Origin of the sequence: Hymenobacter sp. (genome assembly GCF_031398885.1) — a bacterium.
GTDB lineage: Bacteria > Bacteroidota > Bacteroidia > Cytophagales > Hymenobacteraceae > Hymenobacter.
This window is the reverse complement of sequence record NZ_JANNOD010000122.1, coordinates 1-23,001: the sequence shown is the minus strand read 5'-3', so window position 1 is coordinate 23,001 and position 23,001 is coordinate 1. Positions and strand designations below refer to the sequence as shown.

21 protein-coding genes and 1 pseudogene are annotated in these 23,001 nt (G+C 64.1%); 10 read left to right on the top strand and 12 right to left on the bottom strand.

Annotation, left to right across the window (positions count from 1 at the left end; all coding sequences use genetic code 11):
* The 5 genes from RMO51_RS21715 to RMO51_RS21695 form a co-directional block, all read right to left on the bottom strand.
* Positions 1 to 1,871 (bottom strand): carboxypeptidase-like regulatory domain-containing protein (locus tag RMO51_RS21715; RefSeq protein ID WP_310398088.1); only part of this gene is annotated, 1,871 nt, incomplete at its 3' end.
* Between the two features lie 303 nt (positions 1,872 to 2,174).
* Complete coding sequence (locus tag RMO51_RS21710) at positions 2,175 to 2,906, bottom strand: hypothetical protein (RefSeq protein ID WP_310398087.1); 732 nt, start codon at positions 2,904 to 2,906, stop codon at positions 2,175 to 2,177.
* Positions 2,907 to 3,058: 152 nt separating this feature from the next.
* Complete coding sequence (locus RMO51_RS21705) at positions 3,059 to 3,355, bottom strand: transcriptional regulator (protein WP_310398086.1); 297 nt, start codon at positions 3,353 to 3,355, stop codon at positions 3,059 to 3,061.
* On the bottom strand, positions 3,339 to 3,932 hold the full coding sequence (locus RMO51_RS21700; RefSeq protein WP_310398085.1) for a hypothetical protein: 594 nt from the start codon (positions 3,930 to 3,932) through the stop codon (positions 3,339 to 3,341). Before RMO51_RS21700 ends, RMO51_RS21705 begins: the two co-directional genes overlap by 17 nt.
* A gap of 155 nt (positions 3,933 to 4,087) precedes the next feature.
* Positions 4,088 to 4,687 (bottom strand): hypothetical protein, encoded by a 600-nt coding sequence (locus RMO51_RS21695; RefSeq protein WP_310398084.1) that lies wholly within the window; start codon positions 4,685 to 4,687, stop codon positions 4,088 to 4,090.
* 370 nt (positions 4,688 to 5,057) lie between these two features.
* Between RMO51_RS21695 and RMO51_RS21690 the strand changes: the two genes are divergently transcribed.
* On the top strand, positions 5,058 to 6,311 hold the full coding sequence (locus tag RMO51_RS21690) for a nucleoside transporter C-terminal domain-containing protein (RefSeq protein ID WP_310398083.1): 1,254 nt from the start codon (positions 5,058 to 5,060) through the stop codon (positions 6,309 to 6,311).
* A 31-nt stretch (positions 6,312 to 6,342) separates the two neighbouring features.
* Complete coding sequence (locus RMO51_RS21685) at positions 6,343 to 7,443, top strand: AAA family ATPase (RefSeq protein ID WP_310398082.1); 1,101 nt, start codon at positions 6,343 to 6,345, stop codon at positions 7,441 to 7,443.
* Positions 7,444 to 7,555: 112 nt separating this feature from the next.
* Here RMO51_RS21685 and RMO51_RS21680 read toward each other — a convergent pair whose 3' ends face one another.
* Together RMO51_RS21680 and RMO51_RS21675 are read right to left on the bottom strand one after the other, a co-directional pair.
* The gene (locus tag RMO51_RS21680) at positions 7,556 to 7,966 is read right to left on the bottom strand and encodes a nucleoside-diphosphate kinase (protein ID WP_310398081.1); all 411 of its coding nucleotides are present in this window, start codon (positions 7,964 to 7,966) and stop codon (positions 7,556 to 7,558) included.
* A gap of 91 nt (positions 7,967 to 8,057) precedes the next feature.
* The gene (locus tag RMO51_RS21675) at positions 8,058 to 10,070 is read right to left on the bottom strand and encodes a hypothetical protein (RefSeq protein ID WP_310398080.1); all 2,013 of its coding nucleotides are present in this window, start codon (positions 10,068 to 10,070) and stop codon (positions 8,058 to 8,060) included.
* 199 nt (positions 10,071 to 10,269) lie between these two features.
* On the opposite strand from RMO51_RS21675, the gene RMO51_RS21670 reads away from it, so the two are divergent.
* The 6 genes and pseudogenes from RMO51_RS21670 (at position 10,270) to RMO51_RS21650 (ending at position 14,668) form a co-directional block, all read left to right on the top strand.
* Positions 10,270 to 11,316, top strand: a complete 1,047-nt coding sequence (locus tag RMO51_RS21670) for a DHH family phosphoesterase (RefSeq protein ID WP_310398079.1) — start codon at positions 10,270 to 10,272, stop codon at positions 11,314 to 11,316.
* Between the two features lie 38 nt (positions 11,317 to 11,354).
* Entirely contained in the window at positions 11,355 to 12,398 is a 1,044-nt protein-coding gene (locus RMO51_RS21665; RefSeq protein WP_310398078.1) for an FKBP-type peptidyl-prolyl cis-trans isomerase, read from the top strand.
* An 87-nt stretch (positions 12,399 to 12,485) separates the two neighbouring features.
* Positions 12,486 to 13,088, top strand: coding sequence for an FKBP-type peptidyl-prolyl cis-trans isomerase (locus tag RMO51_RS21660; RefSeq protein WP_310398077.1), 603 nt, complete (start codon positions 12,486 to 12,488; stop codon positions 13,086 to 13,088).
* A gap of 261 nt (positions 13,089 to 13,349) precedes the next feature.
* A pseudogene (locus RMO51_RS22640) lies at positions 13,350 to 13,448 on the top strand (FKBP-type peptidyl-prolyl cis-trans isomerase); the annotation flags it as partial.
* A 41-nt stretch (positions 13,449 to 13,489) separates the two neighbouring features.
* Positions 13,490 to 13,651, top strand: a complete 162-nt coding sequence (locus RMO51_RS21655; protein WP_409025060.1) for a hypothetical protein — start codon at positions 13,490 to 13,492, stop codon at positions 13,649 to 13,651.
* A 117-nt stretch (positions 13,652 to 13,768) separates the two neighbouring features.
* Entirely contained in the window at positions 13,769 to 14,668 is a 900-nt protein-coding gene (locus tag RMO51_RS21650; protein WP_310398076.1) for an FKBP-type peptidyl-prolyl cis-trans isomerase, read from the top strand.
* A gap of 71 nt (positions 14,669 to 14,739) precedes the next feature.
* On the opposite strand, the gene recO is transcribed toward RMO51_RS21650, so the two are convergent.
* The 4 genes from recO to RMO51_RS21630 all read right to left on the bottom strand — a co-directional run bounded on the left by recO (position 14,740) and on the right by RMO51_RS21630 (position 19,119).
* Positions 14,740 to 15,462: a DNA repair protein RecO gene (gene recO / locus RMO51_RS21645; RefSeq protein WP_310398075.1), complete on the bottom strand. Its 723-nt coding sequence runs from the start codon at positions 15,460 to 15,462 to the stop codon at positions 14,740 to 14,742.
* Positions 15,463 to 15,561: 99 nt separating this feature from the next.
* Positions 15,562 to 17,928: a two-component regulator propeller domain-containing protein gene (locus RMO51_RS21640; RefSeq protein WP_310398074.1), complete on the bottom strand. Its 2,367-nt coding sequence runs from the start codon at positions 17,926 to 17,928 to the stop codon at positions 15,562 to 15,564.
* Positions 17,929 to 17,999: 71 nt separating this feature from the next.
* Positions 18,000 to 18,626 carry a thymidine kinase gene (locus RMO51_RS21635; protein WP_310398073.1) on the bottom strand — a complete coding sequence of 209 codons (627 nt, stop codon included), beginning with the start codon at positions 18,624 to 18,626 and terminating at the stop codon, positions 18,000 to 18,002.
* 172 nt (positions 18,627 to 18,798) lie between these two features.
* The gene (locus tag RMO51_RS21630; RefSeq protein ID WP_310398072.1) at positions 18,799 to 19,119 is read right to left on the bottom strand and encodes a 2Fe-2S iron-sulfur cluster-binding protein; all 321 of its coding nucleotides are present in this window, start codon (positions 19,117 to 19,119) and stop codon (positions 18,799 to 18,801) included.
* A gap of 36 nt (positions 19,120 to 19,155) precedes the next feature.
* On the opposite strand from RMO51_RS21630, the gene RMO51_RS21625 reads away from it, so the two are divergent.
* Together RMO51_RS21625 and RMO51_RS21620 are read left to right on the top strand one after the other, a co-directional pair.
* Positions 19,156 to 20,373, top strand: a complete 1,218-nt coding sequence (locus tag RMO51_RS21625) for a hypothetical protein (protein WP_310398071.1) — start codon at positions 19,156 to 19,158, stop codon at positions 20,371 to 20,373.
* Positions 20,374 to 20,452: 79 nt separating this feature from the next.
* The gene (locus RMO51_RS21620) at positions 20,453 to 21,469 is read left to right on the top strand and encodes a hypothetical protein (protein ID WP_310398070.1); all 1,017 of its coding nucleotides are present in this window, start codon (positions 20,453 to 20,455) and stop codon (positions 21,467 to 21,469) included.
* Here the strand turns inward: RMO51_RS21620 and rodA are convergent.
* Entirely contained in the window at positions 21,420 to 22,715 is a 1,296-nt protein-coding gene (gene rodA / locus RMO51_RS21615; protein ID WP_310398069.1) for a rod shape-determining protein RodA, read from the bottom strand. The genes RMO51_RS21620 and rodA overlap by 50 nt on opposite strands.
* Between the last annotated feature and the right edge of the window lie 286 nt (positions 22,716 to 23,001).

The following is a 23,001-nucleotide window of genomic DNA, read 5'->3' as shown; positions in this document are numbered from 1 at the left end:
GCCCCCAGCTCGCCCCACTTGCCGGCCAGCCGCAGGTTACTCTTCACCGAGAAGGGCAAATCATAACGCTGCTGGGTGCGGGCCAGCTCCCGGGCGCGGGGGTCCTGCGCGTCGAACCGGAACTGCCCGGCCCGCACGGTGGCCACCGCCACGTCGGCCCGGAAGTGCGGGCCGAACGTGCGCTCGGCGTAGGCCTCCAGCCCTACCAGCCGCTTGGTCACCAAAGACTGTTCGTCCTTGGCGTACACGGCGGCGGCCACCGTCAGCCCCGGGCGGGCAAAGCTGTAGTCGAGGGCCAACTGGCGGGTGCGGGTGCGCAGAAACGGAAACTGCAAGGCCTCGGGCGCCGCGACGGCCGTGTACTGCCCGCCCGAGAGGTTCAGAAACTGGCGCGCGTCGAGGTCGCGCCGCAGGTTGAGCTGGGCGCTAGCGTAGCCGGGTTGGGCCGGGCGCGGCCAGGCGTTCAGGCGCAGGCCGGCCCCGGCGGTCCAAGCCCCGCGGCGCAGCTTGGTGTACTGGTAGGCTTCCCACAGGGTGCGGCCGCGGCCGAAGGCGGCTTCGTAGGTGGGCAGGGCCGGGTCGAGGCTGCCGGGCACGGTGGGGAAACGGCCGGCCACGTCCAGCTGCCGCTCGTCGTAGCTCAGGCCGGCGCGGGTCGAGAAAGCGTCGGTCCAGTAGCGGCGGTAGTGCAGGGCGGCGTAGGCGTCGCGGCCGCGGCGGATGGTGCGGTAGGTGCCCACGGCGTCGTCGGCGCGGCGCAGGCTCAGGCCCTGTGCCAGGGCCAGGTCGGCGCGGGCCCAGGCCTGCTCGTAGCTGAGCGTGACGAAGCCGCGGCGGTTTTCGTAGCGGTAGTTATCCCGCAGGGAGCCGTCTTGCACGCGGTAGGCGTAGCGCTCGGCGATGCCGTAGGCAAAGGCTTTGAAAGTGCCGTATTCGCCGACTTTGGTGGCGAAGTGCACGCCGCCGTCCACCAGGCCCAGCCGGGGCAGGCGCCGGAACGCGGCCGGGTTCACGGCGCTCAGCAAGCGGCCGTCCTGGGCGTTGACGTAGGCTTTCACCATGCCCCGGCGGCCCACCGGCGTACCGGCCAGCAGGCCCGAGTTGGCCAGCCCCAGCGAGGCTTGCAGGAAGCGGGCGCGCGGTTTCTCATCGGTGCTCAGGCTCACGAGGCCGGCCCCGGCGTTGCCGAACTCCAGCGGCGGGTTGCTCGGAAATACCAGCACCGACTTCACCAAATCGACGCTGAAAATGCCGAACGTGCCCAGCCCGCTGAGCTGGGCAAACTTCACGGCGTCGTAGATGGGCACGTTGTTGAGGTAGATGCCGGTCTGGCTGGGGTCGGAGCCGCGCAGGCTGATGCTGGCCGACTCGTCGGTGTTGGTGGCGGCGGGCAGGGTGCGCACGGCCAGCAGCGGGTCGGCCGCCGCGGCCGGGTTGGTCACGATTTGCAGGAAGCTCAGCTCCCGCACGATGAAATCCTCGGCAATGGGCCGCTTGGCCGTCACCTCCACCTGGGCCAGCGTCTGCACGTCGGCCGGCACCAGGCGCACCACCAGCGGCGCGGCCGGTGCCCCGGTCAGCGGCAGGCGCCACGACCGGTAGCCCACGTAGCTGACGATGAGCGTATCGGCCCGCCCACTCACTACTGGCAGCGCAAACGCCCCGTCGAGGTCGGTGGCCGTGCCCGCGCCGGGCGGGTTGGCCAGCCGCACGGTGGCGCCGAGTAGCGGCTCGCCGGTGGCTTTGTCGGCCACGGTGCCGCGCAGCTGCGGCTGTTGCGCCCGGGCGGCGCCGACACTGGCCAGCAGCAGGCCCAGCGCGGCCAGGCAGCGCAGACATTGCTGCGCGCAAATGAGGAGGCAGGAAGGCACGATGGTGGGTTGTTTGGAAGGTGGAGGCTTCGATTGTTCCGTACTTATGGCCGCTCAGGGCGTGAAGGGCAAGTCAATAGACTCACAGGAGAACGTCATGCAGAGCATGTGGCGCATCAAGCCAGGGACGAAGCAGCTCGCTTGCTTCGGTGAACGGTCCTGGCGAAGCGGGCAAGATGCTTCGTCCCTGGCTTGATGCGCCACATGCTCTGCATGACGTTCTCCTTTATTCACTGCCCTGTTCTGATAGACTCTTGGCACCAGTGGGCAGCGGACTCTTTTCCGTCCTGCTGGAGCCGCTGCCTACAGCTTGGCCACCAGCCCTTTCAGCCGGGCGTGCTGGGGGTACTTGCTCAGGCCCTCGGTGGCGTACTGCCGGGCCAGCTCGGTTTGGCCGTTGGCCTGGTAGGCCTGGACCAAGTAGCAGTAAGCGTCGGCCTTGCCCCAGTTGGGGGCGTAGGGGTTGGGGTCGGGCTTGTCGGCCAGGGCAATGGCTTTGAGGAAGTGCGCGACGGCCACTTTGCCGCCGCCGTACTGCTTGGGCGTGTAGAAGTCGTTGATGCCGCGGGCGTAATGGGCGCGCAGGTTGTTGGGCGCCAGGGCCAGGGCCTTCTCGGCGTTTTCCTTCACCGTCCCGGCCTTGAATGGCATGGTCAGGAAGTTGGCAAACTCCAGGTTCAGCCCTTGCAGCAGCGAGAGCAGGGCGTAGTGCTCGGCGGTTTTGGCCGGGACGCTCTCCAGCAGCTCGATGCCTTTGTTCAAGGCGGCCTCGGCGCGGGCCTTGTCCTGGCCGGCGCGGAAATACAGGTGGTACTGCGCAAACGCGCCCCAGTAGCTAAGGATGGCGTTGGGCTTCTGGGCCCGCAGCTCGTCCAGGGCCAGCGCCAGGCGCTGCACCGAATCGGCGGGGGTGCGCCAGGTCAGGCGGCTTTGGATGCGGTCGAGCGCGGCGCTCCCCCCGGCCTGGGCCCGGGCCGGGCCCGAGGAGAGCAGGCCGATAATCAGCAACAACAGCGAAAACAGGGACTTTTTCATGGTGATGGAATGATGAGGTGAAAAAAAAGCAGGTAAGAAAAGGCAAGGCGCGGCCCGGAGAACCAGCAAAAGCGGTCCACGAGGCTGGAAATCCAGAAAACAAGGAAACTAAAGCGGCCGAAACGGCCAGCGTAATCGGGTGCCGGAAGCGGTTAGCCGGGCTTGAGGTAGCGCTGCAGGTCGGCCACGTATTTCTCGAAGGCCACGACGCCCGCCGGCGTAATGGCGCAGCGCGTGAGCGGGTAGCTGCCGTTCATCTCCCGGTTGAGGGTGAGGTAGCCGGCTTCCTTGAGCTTGCCCAACTGCACGCTGAGATTACCGGCGGTGGCCCCGGTTTTCTCCTTCAAAAAGGTAAACTCGGCTTCCCGCACGCCCAGCAGCAGCGACATCACTGCCAGGCGCAGCTGCGAGTGCAGCAGCGGGTCGAGGTCGTTAAACGGCGCGGCCACGGCGGTACTGGCTTTTTAGCAAATGCCCCGGCACCACGTAGGCCACCAGCACGGCCGCCGCCACCAGCAGCAGCTGCGTGTCGAAGGCCGCCCGGAAGGCCACCGTGGCCAGCACCCAGCACGCCGCCCCGCCCCAGACGAGCGGCCGAAACCGCAGGGCCCCGCCCGTGGCAAACGTGCCCAGGCCATAAAGCGCGATGATGAGCGGATACGCCCGGCTCCACCCAAAGGCAATACCCACCCCAATCAGCATCAGCATGAGCACCCCAAAGCCGGCCCAGAGGTAGACCATAAAATCCGTCTGCGCGGTGCGCACCCGTTCGCGGCGCTCGCGGCGGGCCCCGTGCACGAAGGCCGCCACCGTGCCCCCGGCCATGAGCACCGGCCACGCCAGCCAGGGCTTGTCGTAGCCCACCTGGAGCAGGCCGTAGTGGGTCAGGGCCGAGGCCAGCACCAGCCAGCCCCACAGCAGCAGGTCAAAGGAATTATCGCTCAGGTCCTGCTTGGCCGCCTGTATCATGTTTTGAATCAGGCGCAAGCTGTCGGGCGCGGACAGCGGTTCGTCGGTGAGTTGCATGGAAATAGGTGATGGGGTAATGGATTAGAAAGCACGTCATGCTCATCTGGCGTCCGCGCAGTCGAAGCATCTCGCTGGGGGCAGCAATTCCTTTGTTGACAGCTGAAATAATTGCGTAAACGAGCTGCCACGCATTGCATGACCATCGGTCGGATTTACTCGTGGCTCCGCTTGTGCAGTAATACGCCCGGCACAATGTAGCTCACCAGCATGGCGGCGGCAATGAGCAGCAACTGCGTATCGGCCGGTACGGCCGCGGCCACGGCGCCCAGTAGCCCGCCGGCGATGCCGCCCATCACCAGGGGCCGAAAGCGCAGTAGCCGCCCCGCCGCCACGGTGCCCACTCCATACAGCACCAGAATAATCGGGTGGGCGTTCTGCCAGCCAATCTGGGTGGCGCAGGCAATGGCGAAGAGCAGCGTGAACACGAAGCTCTTTTGCACCAGCCGCATCCGGCGGTCGGTGGGCGTGGTGCCCATCAGGCCCAGCCGCTGCTGCCGCCGACCGCGCACGGCCAGCACCACGGCAGCCAAGGGCATCAGCACCATCCACGGCAGCCAGGGGGCCGCAAAGCCTGCGTGCTCCAGGGCGTAGTTGGCCAGAGCGGCGGCCATCACCACGGCGCCACGGAACACAAAAGTGAAAGCGTAAGCCCGCAAGCTGGCCGGGGCCACTGGCTGCGCCGAAGCGAAGACGGGCAAATTAACCAGGCGGCTGGCGGCGGAACGGAGGGCGAAGCTGGCGGAGGTTTCCATGGGTTCGGGGCGGTACGACGGTGGATGAATGATTGAACGGTACAAACGTAAAGTAGTTTGGTTAATAAACCAAATTATTTCACAAACTTTTTTTACATGCTCCGCTCCCCACCATTGTCGCGGGTCCGGCCCGCTGCCGGGGGGCCGCACCAAGCCCTGCGGTTGCGGTCGGCGCAGACGTCTTTTTGCTGGCTGGCCAACGCGTGCCCAGGGCTCGAAGCCCGCGGTAAACGACCGGATTGGCGCGGGCTCCGGCGCCGCGCCGGGGCAGCCAGCAACAATTTCGGCCATCCGCCAGCCGCCTTTTTGCCTTATCTTTCGCCAATTCGGCCCTGGCCATTTTTAGCTAACCCCGCTCCCGCATCAATAAATGGAAAGATTTACCGGCCTCATCGGCATCGCGCTGATTTTGGGCTTGGCCTTTGCCCTCTCCAACAACCGCCGCGCCATCAACTACCGCCTCGTCGGCTCGGGCCTGGCCATTCAACTCGGGTTGGCGCTGTTTATTCTCAAAACCACCGCGGGCCAGTACATTTTCGCCAAGCTGGGCGCGGGCATTACCAAGATTCTGGACTTCTCGAAAGAAGGCGCCGCGTTCGTGTTCGGGCCGCTGGTGAACACGCCGGTGCTCACCAAGGCCTTTGGCGCCGAAAACACCTTCGTTTTTTTCTTTCAAATCATCCCCACCATCATTTTCGTGGCCGTGCTCGTGAGCATGGCCTACCACCTGGGCATCATGCAGCGCGTGGTGGCCGTGGTGGCGCGGGTGGTGCACAAGCTGATGGGCGTGAGCGGCTCCGAAGCCCTGAGCAACGTGGCCAGCACCTTCGTGGGCCAGGTCGAAGCCCAGATTATGATTAAGCCCTACCTGCCGGGCATGACCATGAGCGAGCTGCTGGCCAGCATGTCGGGCTCGATGGCCACCATCGCGGGCGGCGTGATGGCCGTGTACATTGCCCTGGGCGTGCCCGCGCCCTACTTGCTGGCCGCCTCACTCATGGCCGCGCCCGGCGCGCTGGTCATTTCCAAAATTGTGTGGCCCGAAACCGAAATCTCGGAAACCAAGGGCGTGGTGAAGCTCGAAATCAAAAAGCAGGACGCCAACCTCGTGGACGCCATCTCGCACGGCGCCTCCGACGGCCTCAAGGTGGGCTTCAACGTCATTGCCATGCTCATCGGCTTCATTGCCCTCATTGCCCTGGTCAACTACCTACTGGGCGCCGTGGGCGGCCTGGTGGGCCTCCCGCAGCTCAGCCTCAAGCTAATCCTGGGCTACCTGTTCGCCGGGTTTGCCTGGGCCATGGGCGTGCCCACGCAGGACATCACCACCGCCGGCGGCCTGATGGGCACCAAGATGGTGCTCAACGAATTCGTGGCCTACCTCGACCTAACCACCCTGCAGCGCACGGCCCAGGCCATGACGCCCAAGGGCCTGCTCATCACCAGCTTCGCGCTCTGCGGATTTGCCAACTTCAGCAGCATTGCCATTCAGGTGGGCGGCATTGGCGAGCTGGCCCCCATGCGCCGGGCCGATTTGGCCAAGCTGGGGTTCAAAGCCTTGATTTGCGGCACCTTGGCTTCGTACCTTTCGGCCACGCTGGCCGGCCTGCTGTCTGGTTTGTAAAGCGTATTTTTGGGGTTTGACCCTGCACGGAATGATGCCCTCTTCGCCCTTGGCAGCCACCCCCGACCTGTCGCAGAGCTTCGAGCGCGACCCGTACTTTCAGCCCATTTCCTGGTTTTACGCCGCGTTTGGCGTGCTGCCGCGCCGCGAAATTTACCAACTGGCCGAGGCCGGGGCCCGGCAGGCGGTGCTGGCCACCCTGGCCGAAACCCACGACCTGGAACAAGCCACCGTGGCCCATTCCGTGTACGTGGAGAAGGCGGGCAAGGCGGCCGAAATCAGCCACTACGCCCTCAACCTGGGGCCGCATGCCCTGCTGTGGTTCTACGACCGGGGCACCTACGGCGACCGCGCCGCCCAGTTGCTCTACTCGCCCCGGGCCGCCCCGGCCCTGCTCGCGCAGCTGCGGGCCGTGCTCGCTGCCCACCTCGAAACCGGGCAGCTGGAGCACCAGCGCATTCAGGTGCTGCGCCTGGCTTTCAACGACCTGGAGTTTTCGCCGCTGCCCATCAAAATCCCGACGCTGGACCTGGCCACCCACTACAACGACGACCTGCTGCCGGCGCACGAAACCATTCTGCGGCGCCTGCAGCAGCCCGAGGAGAAGGGCATCGTCATCCTGCACGGGCCGCCCGGCACCGGCAAAACCAGCTACATCCGCCACCTCTGCGGCCTCACCGACAAGCCCAAGCTGTTCATTCCGCCCAACCTGGCCGCCCGCATCGCCGACCCAGAGTTCATCAACCTGCTCCACGATAACACCAACTCCATCCTGCTCATCGAGGACGCCGAGGAGCTGCTCTCCAAGCGCGACGGCCCCGGCGGCAACGCCGTCAGCAACCTGCTGAACCTCTCGGACGGCCTGCTCTCCGATGGCTTCCACATCCAGATTATCTGCACTTTCAACGCCGAGTTGGCCCGCATTGACAAGGCTTTGCTACGAAAGGGCCGCCTCATTGCTTCCTACCGGTTCGAGCCCCTGGCCCAGGAAAAAGCCCAGGCCCTGGCCACGGCCCTCGGCCAAACCGAGCCCGTGACGGAAGCTACTTCCTTGGCGGACCTCTACAACCGCGACAGAGTTGACTTCATCAGCGAAAGCAGAACCGCCGGCCGCATCGGGTTCAGCCGCTAAAGTAAGCCCGGCAATACAAGATTGGTATAAAAATAGTCTGCTTCTGGCACAAAGAAAAAGACCCACCTGCGTTAAGCAAGTGGGTCTTTTTCGTATGGTTGGTTGGTCAAAATTACTTAGCCCCGAAGAAGAAGTCGGCTTCAATCTGCGCGTTCTCGTCCGAGTCGGAGCCGTGCACGGCGTTAGCTTCAATGCTCTTGGCGTATTTCTTTCGGATGGTGCCCTCCTCGGCGTTGGCGGGGTTAGTGGCGCCAATCAGGGTGCGGAAATCGGTCACGGCGTTGTCCTTCTCCAGCACGGCGGCCACAATGGGGCCGCTCGACATGTAGCGCACGAGGTCGTTGTAGAACGGGCGCTCGGCGTGCACGGCGTAGAACTGTCCGGCGCGCTCGGCGGTGAGGCTAATTTTCTGAAGCTCCACGACGCGGAAGCCGCCCGCCTCCATCATGTGCAGGATGCCACCAATGTGGTTTTCCTGAACGGCGTCGGGCTTAATCATCGTGAATGTGCGGTTGGTGGCCATGGGGCGAGGTTGGGGAATGAATGGGTAAATGAAGCCGCAAAACTACCAATTCCCCGGCCGGCGCCCAACCCCGCCCCGGGGCACCCCCAACTCATCGCGGCAGCAGGCTCATTTCCCAGTCATCGAGCACCGCCGCGCCCGGCCCGCTCCTTCGAATGCCGACCCGCAGCACGTCGTCGGGCGCGTGAATGGCCGGCAGCGTCAACGCGCCGCCCACGGCTTCCCAGTCGCCCGGCCGGCTGGGCCGGCAAGGCACCACCCGCCGCCAGTAGGGGGCCCCACCGGCGCCCGGGGTCAGGCTGGCCACCAGCTCCGCGCCCGCGTCGGGGCTGGTCTGATGCCGGGCCGCCAGCAATAATTGCTCGCCGGCGCGCAAGCCCAGCTCGGCCGCCGTTTGGTGGTAGGTCAGGCCGCTTCGTTCGTTGCCGGCAAGGCGAACAGCCCGGCGCCCGGAGGCGGCCAGGCCCGCCGAAACGCTGGCCGTACCCGCCCACCTAGCCGGGTCGAGCGAGGCTTCGAAATCGGTGCGCAGCCGCCAGCGGGCCACCAGCGACACCGGCCGGATGCGCCACAGCGTAAGGCGGCCATTGGCGGCCACGGGCCGCAGGCAGGCGGCAATGGCCGGGTAATTATTGACGACCTCGGCCGCGTAGGTGGCGTTTTGGGTGATAACGTAGTCGGCGGGCCGGGCCAGGCCCGCACGCAGGTTGGCCGGCGTGTTTTGGAGCACGGTCCACCCCCGGCGCTGGGCCAGCAGCAGGGGCAGGTTATAGGAGTGCGCATCCAGCACCAGCAGCGTGGCGCGGCGCGGCACCCCCAGCGAGTCGAGCCAGCGGGCACTGCCCAGAAAATTGTCGCGCGCCACCACGTTCTGGTCCGTGGCGGGCACCGAGATGCGCCGGACTTGTTCGGCCCGGGCCTGCCACGCGGCCCCGGCGCTCAGCAGGGCCGCCGCGCCCGCCGCCAGCCAAGCGGCGCGCGGCCGGGCCAGCCGCACCGCCGCCACGCTCCCGCCAAACCCCAGCACCAGCGGCAGGAAGAACGTATCCAGCAAATAGTAGTCGTGGATGCCGTACTGCGGGCCCATCAGGCCGTAGTACACCAGCCCGCCGCCCGCCAACGCCAACCAGTGGCCCGCCCACTCGCTGCGCAGCAGGCGCCGCCCCTGCTGGCCCAGCACTGCCCCGGCGGCCAGCAGCAGCAACAGCCACTGCGGCTTGCTAAGCAGGCGAAACAGCCAGTACTCGCGCACCACTTTGGTTACCTGCACGGCCTCGGCCCAGGAGCTGAAGGGCAGCGGCCGCGCCCGAAACATGGCCCCGTGGTGGGTCCGGGTCAGGTGCTCGTTGTAGCTAAAGTCAAGGATTAACAACCCGAAAGCCCCCCCGTACACGGCCGCTACCGCCCTCCAACCCACCGTGGCAGCCGTGCGCCGGGGCCGCAGCACCAGGTGGCCCAGGGTGCAAAGCAGCGGCAGCGCGTAGGGGGTGCGCATGGCCGCCGCCAGCGCCAGCCACGCCACGGCCACCACCAGCCGCCGGCGGACGGCCGCGGGAGCAGCGGCCGGCTCCTCCAGGGCCCGCCAGAACCAGTAGTACCCGGCCAGCACCGCCGCAATGGCCGGTGCCGAGGGCAGGAAATTAGCCTGGTAGTACCCGTAAATCGGGCTGCTGAACGCAAACAGGGCCGCCACGCCGCCCTTCAGCGCCGAGCCGCTGGCCCGGCGCACCAGCCCGAATAGGGCCAGAACGCCGCCCAGGCCGGCGGCCAGCGTCACGCCCCGCATCAGGCCGGGGGCGGCCGAGCCGGTGAGGCCCATGAGCAGGGCCGTTAGGTAGGCCGGCGCCGGGAAGCCCGCCGCGGTCACGCCGTCGTCGGTGAGCAGGTTGAAGGTGGCGGGGTGAAAAAAATCGTAGCCCCGCGCCCGAAACTGCAGGGCGATGGCCAGCCAGTCGGCCTGGGCCCAGGCGTGAAAAAACGACGGGTACAGCCGAATAGAATCGTGGTAAAACCAACCGCTCAGGGCCAGCAACAGCGACAGCAATGCCCCCGGGGCGGCCCAGTGGCCCACTGTCCGCCCGGCCGGGGAATCCAAAACTCTCATGGCGGACTCAGGGTAAAAAGACAAGAATAGCGAAAATTATGCTTTCCCGTTCGCCCGGTTTCGGCCAGCTTTCGCCAAGTTTGGACGAACCTTCCCCCGGCGCTTGGCTGTTGAGAACGGATTTCTTCCGACTTTTGCCGCCCCATTTATTCGTAAACCTCCGGCCCTCAGTTCCGTTGCAGGGCCCATCCCGTTGCCGATGTCCAGTTCCATTTCCGCCCTGCAGGCGCTGTTCGCGCAGCCCAAGCAGGTTGTCATCACCACCCACCACAAGCCCGATGCCGACGCCCTGGGCTCGTCGCTGGCCTGGGCCGGCTACCTCAAGCAACAAGGCCACCACGTGACGGTCGTTACGCCGTCGGACTACCCAGCTTTCCTCAACTGGATGGCGGGCAACGACGAGGTGGTGGTGTACGACCGCCGCCAGAACGACCGCCAGGTGCGCGACCTGATAAACCGCGCCGATGTCATCTGCTGCCTTGATTTCAGCTGCCTGGGCCGCATCAACGAGCTGGGCGAGTACGTGCGGCAGGCCCGCGCCACCAAGGTCCTCATCGACCACCACCAGGAGCCCGAGAATTTTGCCGACATCGTATTTTCGGTGCCCACGGCGGCGGCCACGGCCGAGCTGATTTTTGAAATCATCCGCGACCTGGGCGGTCAGGACCTCATCACCAAGGGCATCGGCGAGGCCCTGTACGCGGGCATCATGACCGACACGGGCTCGTTTCGCCACCCCAGCACCTCGCGCAACGTGCACCTCATCATCGCCGAGCTGCTCAAGGTCGACATCGACCTCTCCTCCGTGCACCGCCGCATCTACGACTCGCACTCCGAAATCCGCCTCCGCTTCCTGGGCTTTATTCTGAAGGACAAGCTGGTCGTCAACCGCGAGTTCAACACGGCCTACATCGCCATCACGCAGGACGAATTGCGCCAGTACCAGAGCAAAACCGGCGACACCGAAGGCCTGGTCAATTACGCGCTGAGCATCGAAGGCATCGTGTTTGCGGCCGTGTTTATTGACCGCGGCGTGGCCGTCAAAATCTCCTTCCGCTCGGTGGGCAAGTTCTCGGTGAGCGACTTTTCGCGCCGGCATTTTGACGGCGGCGGGCACCACAACGCCTCGGGCGGCATCAGCTACGACCCGCTCGACGCCACGGTGGAACGCTTCCTGGGCCTCCTGCCCGAGTACAAGGAACAGCTCACCGGCGTGCCCGTGGCGGTAGCGCCGCCGGTGGCGTAACTTTGCACCGTTTCCGACTCTTCACTTCTTTCTTTTTCATGCGTTTTTCCTCCCGCCCTGCGCGGCAGCTGGTCCTGGCGGCCAGCCTGCTGAGCTTCGCTTCCCTCACCGCCTGCAACAAAGGCGGTGGCGAATTTGCCAAGACCAAGTCCGGCATCGAGTACAAGATTTTTAAGAAGGTCGGCAACGACTACGAGCGGCGCGAAATCGGCCCCGACGGCGACCCAACATACAAAGACCGAGTGGGCAAGTTCCTGCTCGGCAACATGCAGTACCGCACCGGCAAGGACTCGGTGCTGCAAAACACCCGCCGCGACGTGGGCATGGCCGTGCCGCTGCCCCTGAAGGAACTGCAGCAGAAAGGCATGCCCGACGAGGCCCTATCCCTGCTTCAGCCCGGCGACAGCGGCGTATTCCGCTTCCAGGTCGACTCGCTCATCAAGCCCAAGGCGGGCCAGCCCGCGCCGCCCTACCTCAAACGCGGCGGCAACGTGGTGCTGATGTTCGTGGCCACCACCAATAAGCTCATCACCGAGAAAGAAGCCCAGGAAATGCAGCCCGAGCTGCAGAAGCGCGCCATGGCCGCCCAAATGAAGCAGCGCCTGGCCTCGCCCGAGTACGCCAAGCAGATGCAGGCCCAGAAAGAGGCGCAGGCCAAAATGATGGCCGCGCCCGAAGTGGTGGCCCAGATGAAAAAGGACGACGCCGTGCTGCAGGACTATGCCAAGAAAAACAACCTGACGGTGCAGAAAACGCCGTCCGGCATTTACTACCAGGTGCTGAAGCCCGGCGAAGGCCCCAAGCCCAACGCCGGCCAGACGGTGAGCGTGAACTACAACGGCACGCTGCTCAGCGGCAAGGTGTTCGACTCGTCGGACAAAGCCGGCAAGCCCATTGACTTCCCCATCGGCCAGGGCGCCGTCATTCCGGGTTGGGACGAAGGCATTGCCCTGCTCAACAAGGGCTCGCGCGCCATCCTGCTCATTCCCTCGCCCCTGGCCTACGGCACCCGCGGCGCCGGCGCCGACATTCCCGCCAACTCGCCCCTGCGCTTCGAGGTGGAACTTGTTGGCATCCAATAGTATTTTGTAGTTTCTGATTCCGGCCAACGGGCGGCGCGGCGCAACCGTCCGGGTCCCGTTGGCCGGAATGTTTTTAGCCCCGCTGCCATGAAAAACCTCCTGCTTCGTTCGCGCTATTTGGCACTGGCCGCCGGCCTGCTGCTGGCCGCTCCGGCCCTGTGGAGCTGCAATTCCGAAACAACCTTCCAGAAGCAGGCGCGCGAGCACGAAGACCAGCTGAAAATTATTGACGAGGATACCATTCAAAGCTACCTCAGGCGCAACAACCTGACGGACAAGGCCACGCGCACCAATTCTGGCTTGTACGTGGTCGACATCGTCGCCGGCCAGGGCGCACCCGTCACTTCGGGCAAGCAGGTGAGCGTGAAGTACATCGGGCGGTTTTTGAGCAACGGCGCGCATCCCGGGTCGACGGGCTATCCTGCCTCGTCGGGCAACCCCAACTTTCCGGCGGGCAGCATTTTCGACAACTCCGCCGATAACCGCACGGCCTGCGGCTGCGCCGTATTCACGGGCGGCAGCCCCGAGACTAAGCCTGGTTTTACCGAAGGACTGTTGCTCCTACGCCAAGGCGACCGCAAGCTCCTGCTTATTCCCTCGCGCCTCATGTACGGCCCCACCGGTCAATCCCCTAGCATTCCGCCCGATTCGGCGCTGCTGTTTGAAATAGAAGTTCTCAACGTTTACTAAGGCCACTGCCGTGGGACGGGCACCGGGCATTTGGCGGGCGGCGGGGAGCCTTGGGCTGCTGCACGCCCTGCTGCTGGCCGGGGCGGAGGCCCGCGCCCAGCCCGGCGCGAAGCCTACCATACCCGGTACCCCCAGTGCGCCTGCGGCGCCGACACGGCGCACCTCGTTACGCAACGCACGCGGAGCGGAGTGCACTTCGTGTTTCACGAGCGGGGCACCGGGCCACTGGCCCGGCCCGGCAGCCGCGTGCCTGTGCGCTAAGTGAGTTTTTTGCCTGACGGCCACGTCTTTGACGCCACCGCCGCCTCGGGCGGGCCGCTGCGCTTCCGGGTGGGCCGGGGCGAGGTCATTCCGGGCTGGGACGCATTGCTGCCGCTGAGGTCATTCCGGGCTGGGACGCATTGCTGCCGCTGGTGCCCGCGGGCTCGCGGGTGCGGTGCTGGGTGCCGGCGGCCCCGGCCCACGGCGCCACGGGTGTGCGCACGTGCGACGACAGCACCCGTTTTACCATTCCTCCCAATACCGAACTGGTGTTCGAGCTGCAAGTGGTCAGCGTCCGTTAACTGTTGTTTATTGTCCATACTCTGCTGCAGGGTAGCCGTTGACCACCCGCCCCATGAATTTCAAGATGAAAAATCTGCTGCTTGGCGCGGTCTGCGCGCTGTCCGCTTTCCCGCAGCTTGCGCACGCTCAAGCGTCGGGCCGACTTCGCCCGCTTGCCCACTGGCACCGAGTACCGTCTTTTCCGCAAAGACGCGGCCGGCCGCTACCAGCCGCGCACCCTGGCCCCGACCGATGCGCCCTACGCCAGCCGCGCGGGGCAGGTGCTGACGGTGTTCATGGTGTTCCGCACGGGCCGCGACTCCGTGCTGATGGACTCGCGCCAAATGCAGCCCACGCCGCAACCGGTGGCCCTGCCTGCCCAGCCCGTGGCCGGCGGCCTGGAAGAAGCCCTGGGCCTGCTGCTGCCCGGCGACAGCGCCGTGTTCCGCTTCCCCGCCGATACCGTGTTTGCCAAAACGTTTCGCCAGCCCGTGCCGCCGTTCATCAAAAGCAGCGGCAATGCCCTGGTGGTGCTGGCCAGCGCCCGCGAGCTGCTCACCGTAGCGGAAATAACGGCCCGTCAGGAAAAGCTCCAGGCCGAAGCCGCCAAACGAGCGCAGCTGAAGGCCGCGGCGCAAACCACGAAAGACGCAGCGACCATTCAGGCCTACCTGAAAAAGAACAAGCTGGTGGCGAAGAAAACGGCGGGCGGCACCTATTACCTGGTAACCCGGCCCGGCAAGGGTTTGCCCCCTAAAAAGGGCCAAACCGTGCGCGTGCTGTACCGGGGCACGGTGCTGGCCACCGGCAAGGAGTTTGACTCGTCGGCCAAGCACGGCAACGAGCCCATTGCCTTCTCCCTGGGCACGGGCCAGGTCATTGCCGGTTGGGACCAGGGCATTGCCATGCTCACCAAAGGCAGCAAAGCGGTGCTACTTATTCCCTCGCCGTTGGCCTACGGCCCCCGCGGTGCCGGCGCCGACATCCCGGCCGACGCGGTACTTCGCTTCGAAGTGGAGCTGGTTGATTTTAAATAGTTGTCCGTTGGTCCGTTGTCCGTTGTCAGCTCGTTCGACTCCGGCGCGGACAACGAGCAACGGACGGCTGCCTATTCTGCCAGCACCTGCGAGAGGATGTTCAGCGAGCGAATGTCGCCCATCTGCTCGACGTGCAGCTGGTAATAGCGGATGAGGACGCTGAGTAGCTCGTGCCGCACGCGGCCGTTGGGAATGGTGCTTGTGGCTGGGGCGCGCAACAGCTCATCGAAGTAACTGTCAAATTCGCGCAGCCGCAGCATGGCCGGGCCGGTGGCGCCCTTGGTGACGGCGGCGTGGCCGGCCATGATTACCTGGTCGGTCAGCTCCCCGCCCGCGCTCACCCCGAAGCCCAGGTAGGTGGCCAGTTGCAGCAGAAAGACCAGGGCAAAGTTTTCGGCGCCAGTGGCTTGCTGGTCGAAGGCGAGGATGGAGTCGTGCAGAAACTGAAAGAGGGGTTCGTTTTGCTCCTCCTCGCGCACGGCCCGCCCCACTACTTCGGACAGAAACAGGACCACGCTGCTTTTTTGCACTTCGTAGGGCAGGGTCTGAAACGGCTCGGCGCACCGGAACTCCGACAGGCGGGTGAGGCCGCCGCTGCCCCGGGCCACGTACGCCACCAGCTCAAGCAGCGTAAACGGCTGAAACAGGGCAATGCGGCCCGGCGGCTTGGCTTTCCGCACGCTGTTCACCACGTAGCTCTGCACGCCCAGGCGCTCGGTGTACACGCGGGCAATGATGCTCGTTTCGCGGTATTTCAGGTAGCTGAGGACAATGCCCCGGGTCTTAATCAACATGGGTCTTAAATGAAGAATGAGGAATGAAGAACAAGGAATTGTGGGGCTGTTAACTCCTCATTCTTCATTCCTCATTCTTCATTAAGCGCAGCGTCGGCGTCACTTGCTGAGCACCGCCACTTTGCTCACGCAACTGTTTCTGCCGTCGGCGTCCGACGACAGCACGAGGTAAGTACCCGAACGCACGCGCTGGCCGTTGGCGTTGGTCATGTTCCAGGTCACGGTGCCGCCGTTGGCGGTGGTGGCGTACACGAGGTGCCCGGCCACGTCGGTAATTTTGACCACGGCGTTGTTGGCCAATCCAGTGATGCCCATAATGCCCGTAAAATCGGGCCGAACGGGATTGGGAAACACCGCCGTGCATTTCGGAGCGCCTTCGGTGATGCTGGCCGCGCCCCGGTACGTGACCACGCCGGCGTCGGTGGCCACCCACACCTCGCCGGTTTTGTCGTTCACCTTCACGTCCACGATGCGGTCGGACGGCAGCGGGCTGTTGGCTTTGGTGAAGTGAAGCAGCGCTTCGTCGGCGTCGGGGCTGAACAGCCACAGGCCGTTGTCGGTGCCAAACCATTTGCGGTCGCCCCCGTCCACGGCCAGGCACCGCACCGCCTCGGTGTACAGCGCCGGAAAGCCCGTGCCTTCGCCGCGGGTCACGAACGGCAGGGTGAAGGCGGCATCGGGCCCAAAAGGCCCGCTGGGGTCGCTAAAAACAGCCACGCCTTTAATGGTAGCGGCCCAAATATAGCCCCGCCGGTCTTTGGCCAGCTCATAAATCTGGTTGTCCGGCAGGCCGTTGGCGGAAGTAAAGGCACGGGGGGGGTTGGGGCTGGTAACGGCCGGGTCCACGGCGAAGATGCGGCCGCCACTTGAGCCGAGGCTGCTGCCGTCTGTCTTGCGGGAAACCGACACCCAGGCGTAGCCGTTATCGTCCAGCACAATGCGCTCCAGCACCTCAAAGCCGGGAACCCAGGGAATGGTCCGCCAGGTAGTGGCCACCGGGTCCAGAATGAACAGGCCCGACACCCCGTTCCGCAAATGGCGGTTAACCACCCACACATTGCCCGCCGCATCGGCCGCCACGTCCATCACCTCCACCCGGTTTTTGTCGACAACCAAGTCATAAAACGAGCTGCGAAGCGGAGTTCCTACTGGAGTATTTTCCCCAAATCCCCGGAATTCGTCTGGATTTTTCCATTCCAGCAAGCCGCCGCCGTACGCCGCCACGTAGAGGGTGCCGTCGGGAGTGCGGGTGCCGCGCACGGGATTCAGCAAGCCAGAACCCGGTGCGGCCGAGCCGGGCAAAGCCGGCGGGCTGAAGTTGGTCCATTGTCCATTGGCATACTCATAAAAGCCTCCTCGGCTTCCGAAGGGCCCGTAACGCTCTTCATAGCCACCTGTGAATACGTCCACGGTACTGCTACGGGCGTCGGCCAAGATGCTGTAAGCTACGCTTGATGCCGGCCCATTGGCCACGAACGACTCCGTGGGCTCCCCAGCACGGACGCGTTGCAGCCCCTGCTGGTAGTTGGCCACATAGTAGCTACCGTCGCGGGACCGGGCGGCGTCCACGGTGAACGTACCAGCCGTGGGCGGCACCACCGCCGCCACCGCCCCGTTGGCGTCCAGCCGGCGCACCCCGGCATCGTCGTCAACGATGAACACGCCGGTGCTGCTGGCGCGAAGGGCCCGGAAGATGAAGGAATACGTGTTGGGCACCGACTGCCACGTGCCAAGGCCGCCGGCTACGAATTTAAATATCCCTGCTCCGTCCACGGTGGCGTATACCTGCCCGGCAAAAGCCGCCAGAAACCGGTAAGCCCCCGCTGGCACCGGCCGGGAAACGGTCCAATTGCGGTAATCGAGTAAGTTGCTGGACTGTTGCCCCCGCAGCAGCCCGGTGGACGTGGCCGCGTAAAGAAACCCGTTGGCCGCAGTCACATCGTACACGTCCACCGTGGCGCCCCCGGGCCCGATGCTACCGTACGTGTCGCTGATTTCCAGCTTGGTTAAGTCCAGCGCCACAATCCCAAAACTCGTCGCCACGTAGGCCTTCCCCCCCGCAATGGACACGTGGTTGACTCGCTTGGCTCCCTGGATGGTCTTGCGCAGCACATCGTTCAGGTTGCGCACGCTGCCGTTGGGCCGTAATATATCGATGTTGGTGTTCCTGTATACCACCACCGTTTGCTGGGTCACCGAGTCGTAGGCCACATCCGCCACGCTCACATCGTTCAGCCCGTCGCGGCGCGAAAGCACTTGCGTAGTATTCAGCTTTTTATCAAAGAAATAAAAGGCATTCTCGGTCACTACGTACACCCGGTCGCCGGCATCGGCCAACCGCAGCGGACGGTTGGAAGGCAAATGCAGTTGCCAGTCGCCGTAGCCGGCGGTGCTTTGGGCACCAGCTGCTCCGGCCACCAGCAACAACCCAGTCAACCCCAGCAAACAACGGAAAAAGTGAAGCATATTACGCAGTCAAAACACGGTTTGGATGATAGCAACAACAAAGCTGTTTTGCCAACGCATTGCCTGGCGGTTTAGTGCGTGGCTGCCGTCCGCACCTCCGGGGCCACTGCTTTGGCCTGCATACCGCCCAGAAAACACGGCCGGCAGCGGGCTTCGTACGATTCGGTTTCGCCGAGCAGGACCTGGCTTTCGCTGGCGGCAATGCGGTAAGAATAGGAGGCGATTTCGCCGCAGCACACGCACACGGCGTGCACCTTGGTCACGTACTCGGCCGTGGCCAGCAGGGCCGGTATGGGGCCAAACGGGCGGCCCAGGTAGTCCATGTCCAGCCCGGCCACGATGACGCGGGTGCCGTTGTTGGCGAGCTGCTGGCACACGTCCACGAGCGAGCTGTCGAAGAATTGTCCCTCGTCGATGCCCACCACGTCGGAGCCGGCGGCCAGCAGCAGAATTTCGGAAGCCACGGCCACCGGGGTCGAGCGGATGCGGGCTGCGTTGTGGCTCACCACGTCGTCGTTGTGGTAGCGGGTGTCAAGGGCGGGCTTGAAGATTTCGACCTGCTGCCGCGCAATGCGGGCGCGGGTGAGGCGGCGAATCAACTCTTCGGTTTTACCCGAAAACATGGAGCCGCACACCACTTCAATCCAGCCCCGGCGCGGGGCGTTGTGGCGGTTGCCAACGCGGGGTTCAATAAACAATGTACAGGTGGGCTTAAAAAGGGTTTGAACCCTAAAGTTAAGAACGAACGGCGGAGCCGGAACCGGCACTGCCCGCACCCGCCGCGCGGCGCCGCCGCGGGCGCTCTGACCAACTGCTGGTCTCCCACCCCGCGTCGGCTGGGCTCTGTTTTAGCGCGCGGGGCGCGGCGGGTTAGCCGTATTGCACGTGGGGCAGTTGGGTGGCTTCGGGCACGCGGCCCGTGGCATTGCCCGCCGGCAATCCGGCTTGGCACGTCAGCCGCTCGGTGGGCAGCAGCCGCCCGGCGGCCCGGTAGCGCAGTTCGGCCGCGGTGGGCGGGCTGAGGTTTTCCAGGCCACTTTGCACCTGCAGGCGGCAGGTGGTGCAGCGGCCTTTGGCCCCGCAGGCGTGCATCCAGTCGTGGCCCGCGGCCTGCAGCGCGGCCAGCAGCGTGGCCCCGGCAGCTACCTCTACGGCCGCGCCGGGCAGGTTTTCAATCGTCAGCAGGGCCATTTATGCCTAACTTCGGCCACGAAATCCGGCCTTTTTATGAACGACAAATATAGCCCCGTCAAGTGCGCGCACTACGGCCGCCGCTTGGCGGCCCGGCTCTGCGACCAGCACTTTGGCCCCCAGCCCGCCGCCACGCTCGACGGCCCCGCCGTGCTCAAGTTCACGCCCGTGCGCCAGCTCAACCTGCTGGTAGTCCGCCAACTGCTGGGCCAATGGCAGGCCGAAACCGTCCGCCTGCGCAGCCCCTACTTCAATTTTGAAGCCGCGCCCGTGCAAGCTGCCCTCGCGCAGTTCATGAACGTGCTTTCGCGCCACATCAGCCTGGGCCGGGCCGCCTTCGAGCCGCTGCTGGCCCAGGCCGCGGCTGATACGCTCGGCATCGTGGCCGACCCAGCCGGCAGCTTTCAGCGGCTGCTCCTCGGCCCGGCCGAGCCGCCCACCCTGGCCGGTCTGCGCGACCACCTGCGGTATCTCGACGTTGACAAAGCTTTTTACCAAGGCTTTGTCGACAACGTGCCCCCCAGCAGCGACCTCACGCGGGAGTTTCTCACGCACCGCTTCGAGCTATACCACGCCGCCAATTACAAGGCCCACCAGCCCATGCAGCGCCTCGTGGCCGAGTTGAGCGCCTTGCTGCCCCTCACCACGGCCGACCTACTCGAGGACGGACCCGTGTCCGGCGCCGCGGTTGTTTCGCATCCCGAGCCGGTTTCGGTTGCCGCCACTCCGGTTCCCCCGGCACCGCCCGCAGTGGCTGTTCCGCAGTTTATGGGCACTCCCGCGCCCGCCAGCGATGCCCCGCCGGAAGTCGCCGTTTCCGAAGCCAGCTTTTCAAAAACGGTTTCAACCGCCCCGGAAGAACCGGCGCGGCGCGTCCCGCTCTCTTTGGTGCAACCGGATGCGGGCAGTGTGCCTCTCCACGAAAAGCTTCGGGCCGGCCAAGCCGCCGCCTCGCCTTTGGCCGAAGCCTTGCGCGCTACCGCCGCCCCCGCCTCTTTGGCCGAGCGCACCGGGCCCAAGGTCGAAACTTTGCGCGAAGCCATTTCCATCAACCAACGCTTCAGCTTCATCAATGAGCTGTTCGGCGGCGAAAACATGGATTACCACGCCGCCATCCAACACCTCGATTCGCTGCCAACCGCTGACCAGGCCCGCGCCCACGTCACCGGCGCCTTGTCACAACGCTACGATTGGGCGCGCAAGGAAGAACACGTCAACAAGCTGCTAAAGCTTATCGAGCGCAAGTTTGCCTAGCCTCGTGTTTTCCCCACACCAGCCCGCATCTGGGTCGTGGTTTCGGCGTTGGCTGCTACCGTGGCTCCTGGCCCTAGCAGTGCTGGCCAACCTGGCCTACCCGATGTACGTGCATTTCGATTTCTCGCACTCTCCCGACACGCGCAGCTACCTGCGCATGGCCACCGGTCGGTTCGACAGCATTCGGGTCACGCACCGCTACCGGGTGCTGGTGCCCGTCGCCGCCGCCGCCGTGGCTGTGCCCGTTGCCAAAGTCTACGGCCGCATTTGGCCGCAGCGCCCAGCGGGGCCCTGGCCGCTACGGCTCTCGTTCTACTTGGTAAATTGCTTGGTTCTGGCCGGTGCAGCGGCTTGTTGGTTCAACGCCGCACGCCGTATGGGCGCTTCCCCCGAGGCCGCGGCGCTGGCTATGCTGGCCGTGCTCACAAGCCGTTGGGCCGCCTACGCCGCCGGCCTCCCCCTCACCGATAGCCTGTATCTTCTGGTTTTTGGCCTGGCTTACTACGCCGTCTGCCGCGGCCGCGGCGCGGGCTGGGCTTTGACACTGGTGCTGCTGCTGGGCCCGTTGGCGAAGGAGTCCTTTTTTTTCTTGGTGCCGTGGGTGTTCTGGTTTGGCCGCGGTGCATTGGCATGGCCCAAGCAGCTCCTCGCACTGGCCGGCGGGGTATCGGCCTTATTCGCCGTGCATCGCTTTGTTGATAACCGCATCGGCGCCCCAGCTTCGCAATCCCTCACCAATGCTTTGAGCCACATCGAGAACATTACGTATTCCATTCATCGAGCCGCTTCGGCCAAAGGCATTGGCGAATTAGTCAGCATTTTCGGCCTCTTCACGTTAGTCATTCCCATCGCGCTTTGGATGGAAAGAAGACGAAAATGCAATGGTGCTTCCGTCTTACATGCATTTGGTTGGCCCGAAATAGGTCTGTTTGGAATCGTTGCTACCCACATATTCCTCTCCGGCGACTTAGGCCGCATGGGCTACCTCATTGCTCCCGTTTTTTGTACAGCACTAGCGCTGGTTTTTACGCACTGGCGCACTTTTTTCAACGAATCAATTCTTGCTTCCGGTAAGCATCAAGCGCCAATAAACTAAAAAGCAGAACAGTAAACGACCACAGCGAAGAGCCGCCGTAGCTGAAAAACGGCAGTGGAATTCCTACCACCGGCGCCAGACCTATCGTCATTCCCATGTTCACTGTTATGTGGAAGAAGAGCACGCTTGCCACGCAGTAACCGTACGTCCTTCCAAAAACCGAATGCTGCCGCTCCGCCACGTAAATAATGCGCCAGAGCAACGTCAAATACAGCACTATGACGACCAAACTGCCCACCCAACCGAACTCTTCCCCCACCGTGCAGAAAATGAAGTCCGTGCTTTGCTCGGGCACGAAATCAAATTTTGTTTGGGTTCCTTGCAAAAACCCTTTACCCAGCAACCCACCTGACCCAATTGCAATTTTGCTTTGCGTAACGTTCCATCCCTTCCCCAAAGGGTCCGCCGATGGGTTAATCAGTATTTCAATCCGTTGGCGCTGATGAGCCTGAAGCACTTTGTTGTAAAACAAATCCACTCCCACCACCATCCCCACAGTCACAAGCCACACCCCTACGGCAAGCAGCAAATGGTGCCGCAGTATCCTGCGGTTAACTCCCAGTACAATAAGTAGCAGTAGCGTAAAGGCCACTAGCAGCCACAACTTAGGCACCAATAAGGCCAACACTAGAATGGCTCCCGCTGCTGCCAGTAGCAACAGTATCAGGGGCGACATTCCCTCACGAAAGTAGGCCAGCAACAGCGCTCCAAACACCAACGCCTGGCCAGATTCGTTCGACGCAATAATTAGCAGGGGGGGCAACAAGGTAATTCCTGCCAGCACCAATTGGTCACGCCAGTCCTGATACCTGAGGTTTGTACTGGCCATGAACCGAGAGGCAGCCAGCGCAGTAGTGAACTTGGCAAATTCCGCGGGTTGTAATCGTACCGGCCCGAGTTCTAGCCACGACCGCGAACCCGCGATGGGCCGGGCCACAACCATAGTGACCAGCAACAGAACAATCATCCCCCCATATAAGGCGTAAGCCAGGGTATCGTAAGCCTTGTAGTCCACCACCAAAAGCACCACCACTAACAACCCTGCTGTGCCAATCCACAACAATTGCTTAAACCAATTAAAGGCCATGAGCTTTTCGAAGCTCAAGTTACCTAATGAAGTCGTCGGCGCATCAGGCGAATAACTGGATGCGTAAATACAAGCCCAGCCCAATCCAACCAGTACAGCATAAAGCAGGACCGTCAGCCAATCAAGGCTTCGGCTGTAACGAGCCGGTGAGACTTGCACAAATAATGCACTTGAAATTTGAGAGCGAAATTATATAACTGTTTGGTGGCCACCAAGCGCGACATAGTCCTTTTACTAGAGGCTACTTATTGGTTAAAGGACCGAACGTCGCGTTCGAAGCCGGGGTGGCGTTGCCGCGCGGCCGGGGGGGTGGTAACGCACAACGCCCCGGCGGCTGGGGGCAGCGGCGGGGGCGTTGGGGAAACAAGGTTGGCGGCGACCGACTCTCCCACCGGTGAAGGCAGTACCATGGGCGCACCGGGGCTTAACGGCTCTGTTCGGAATG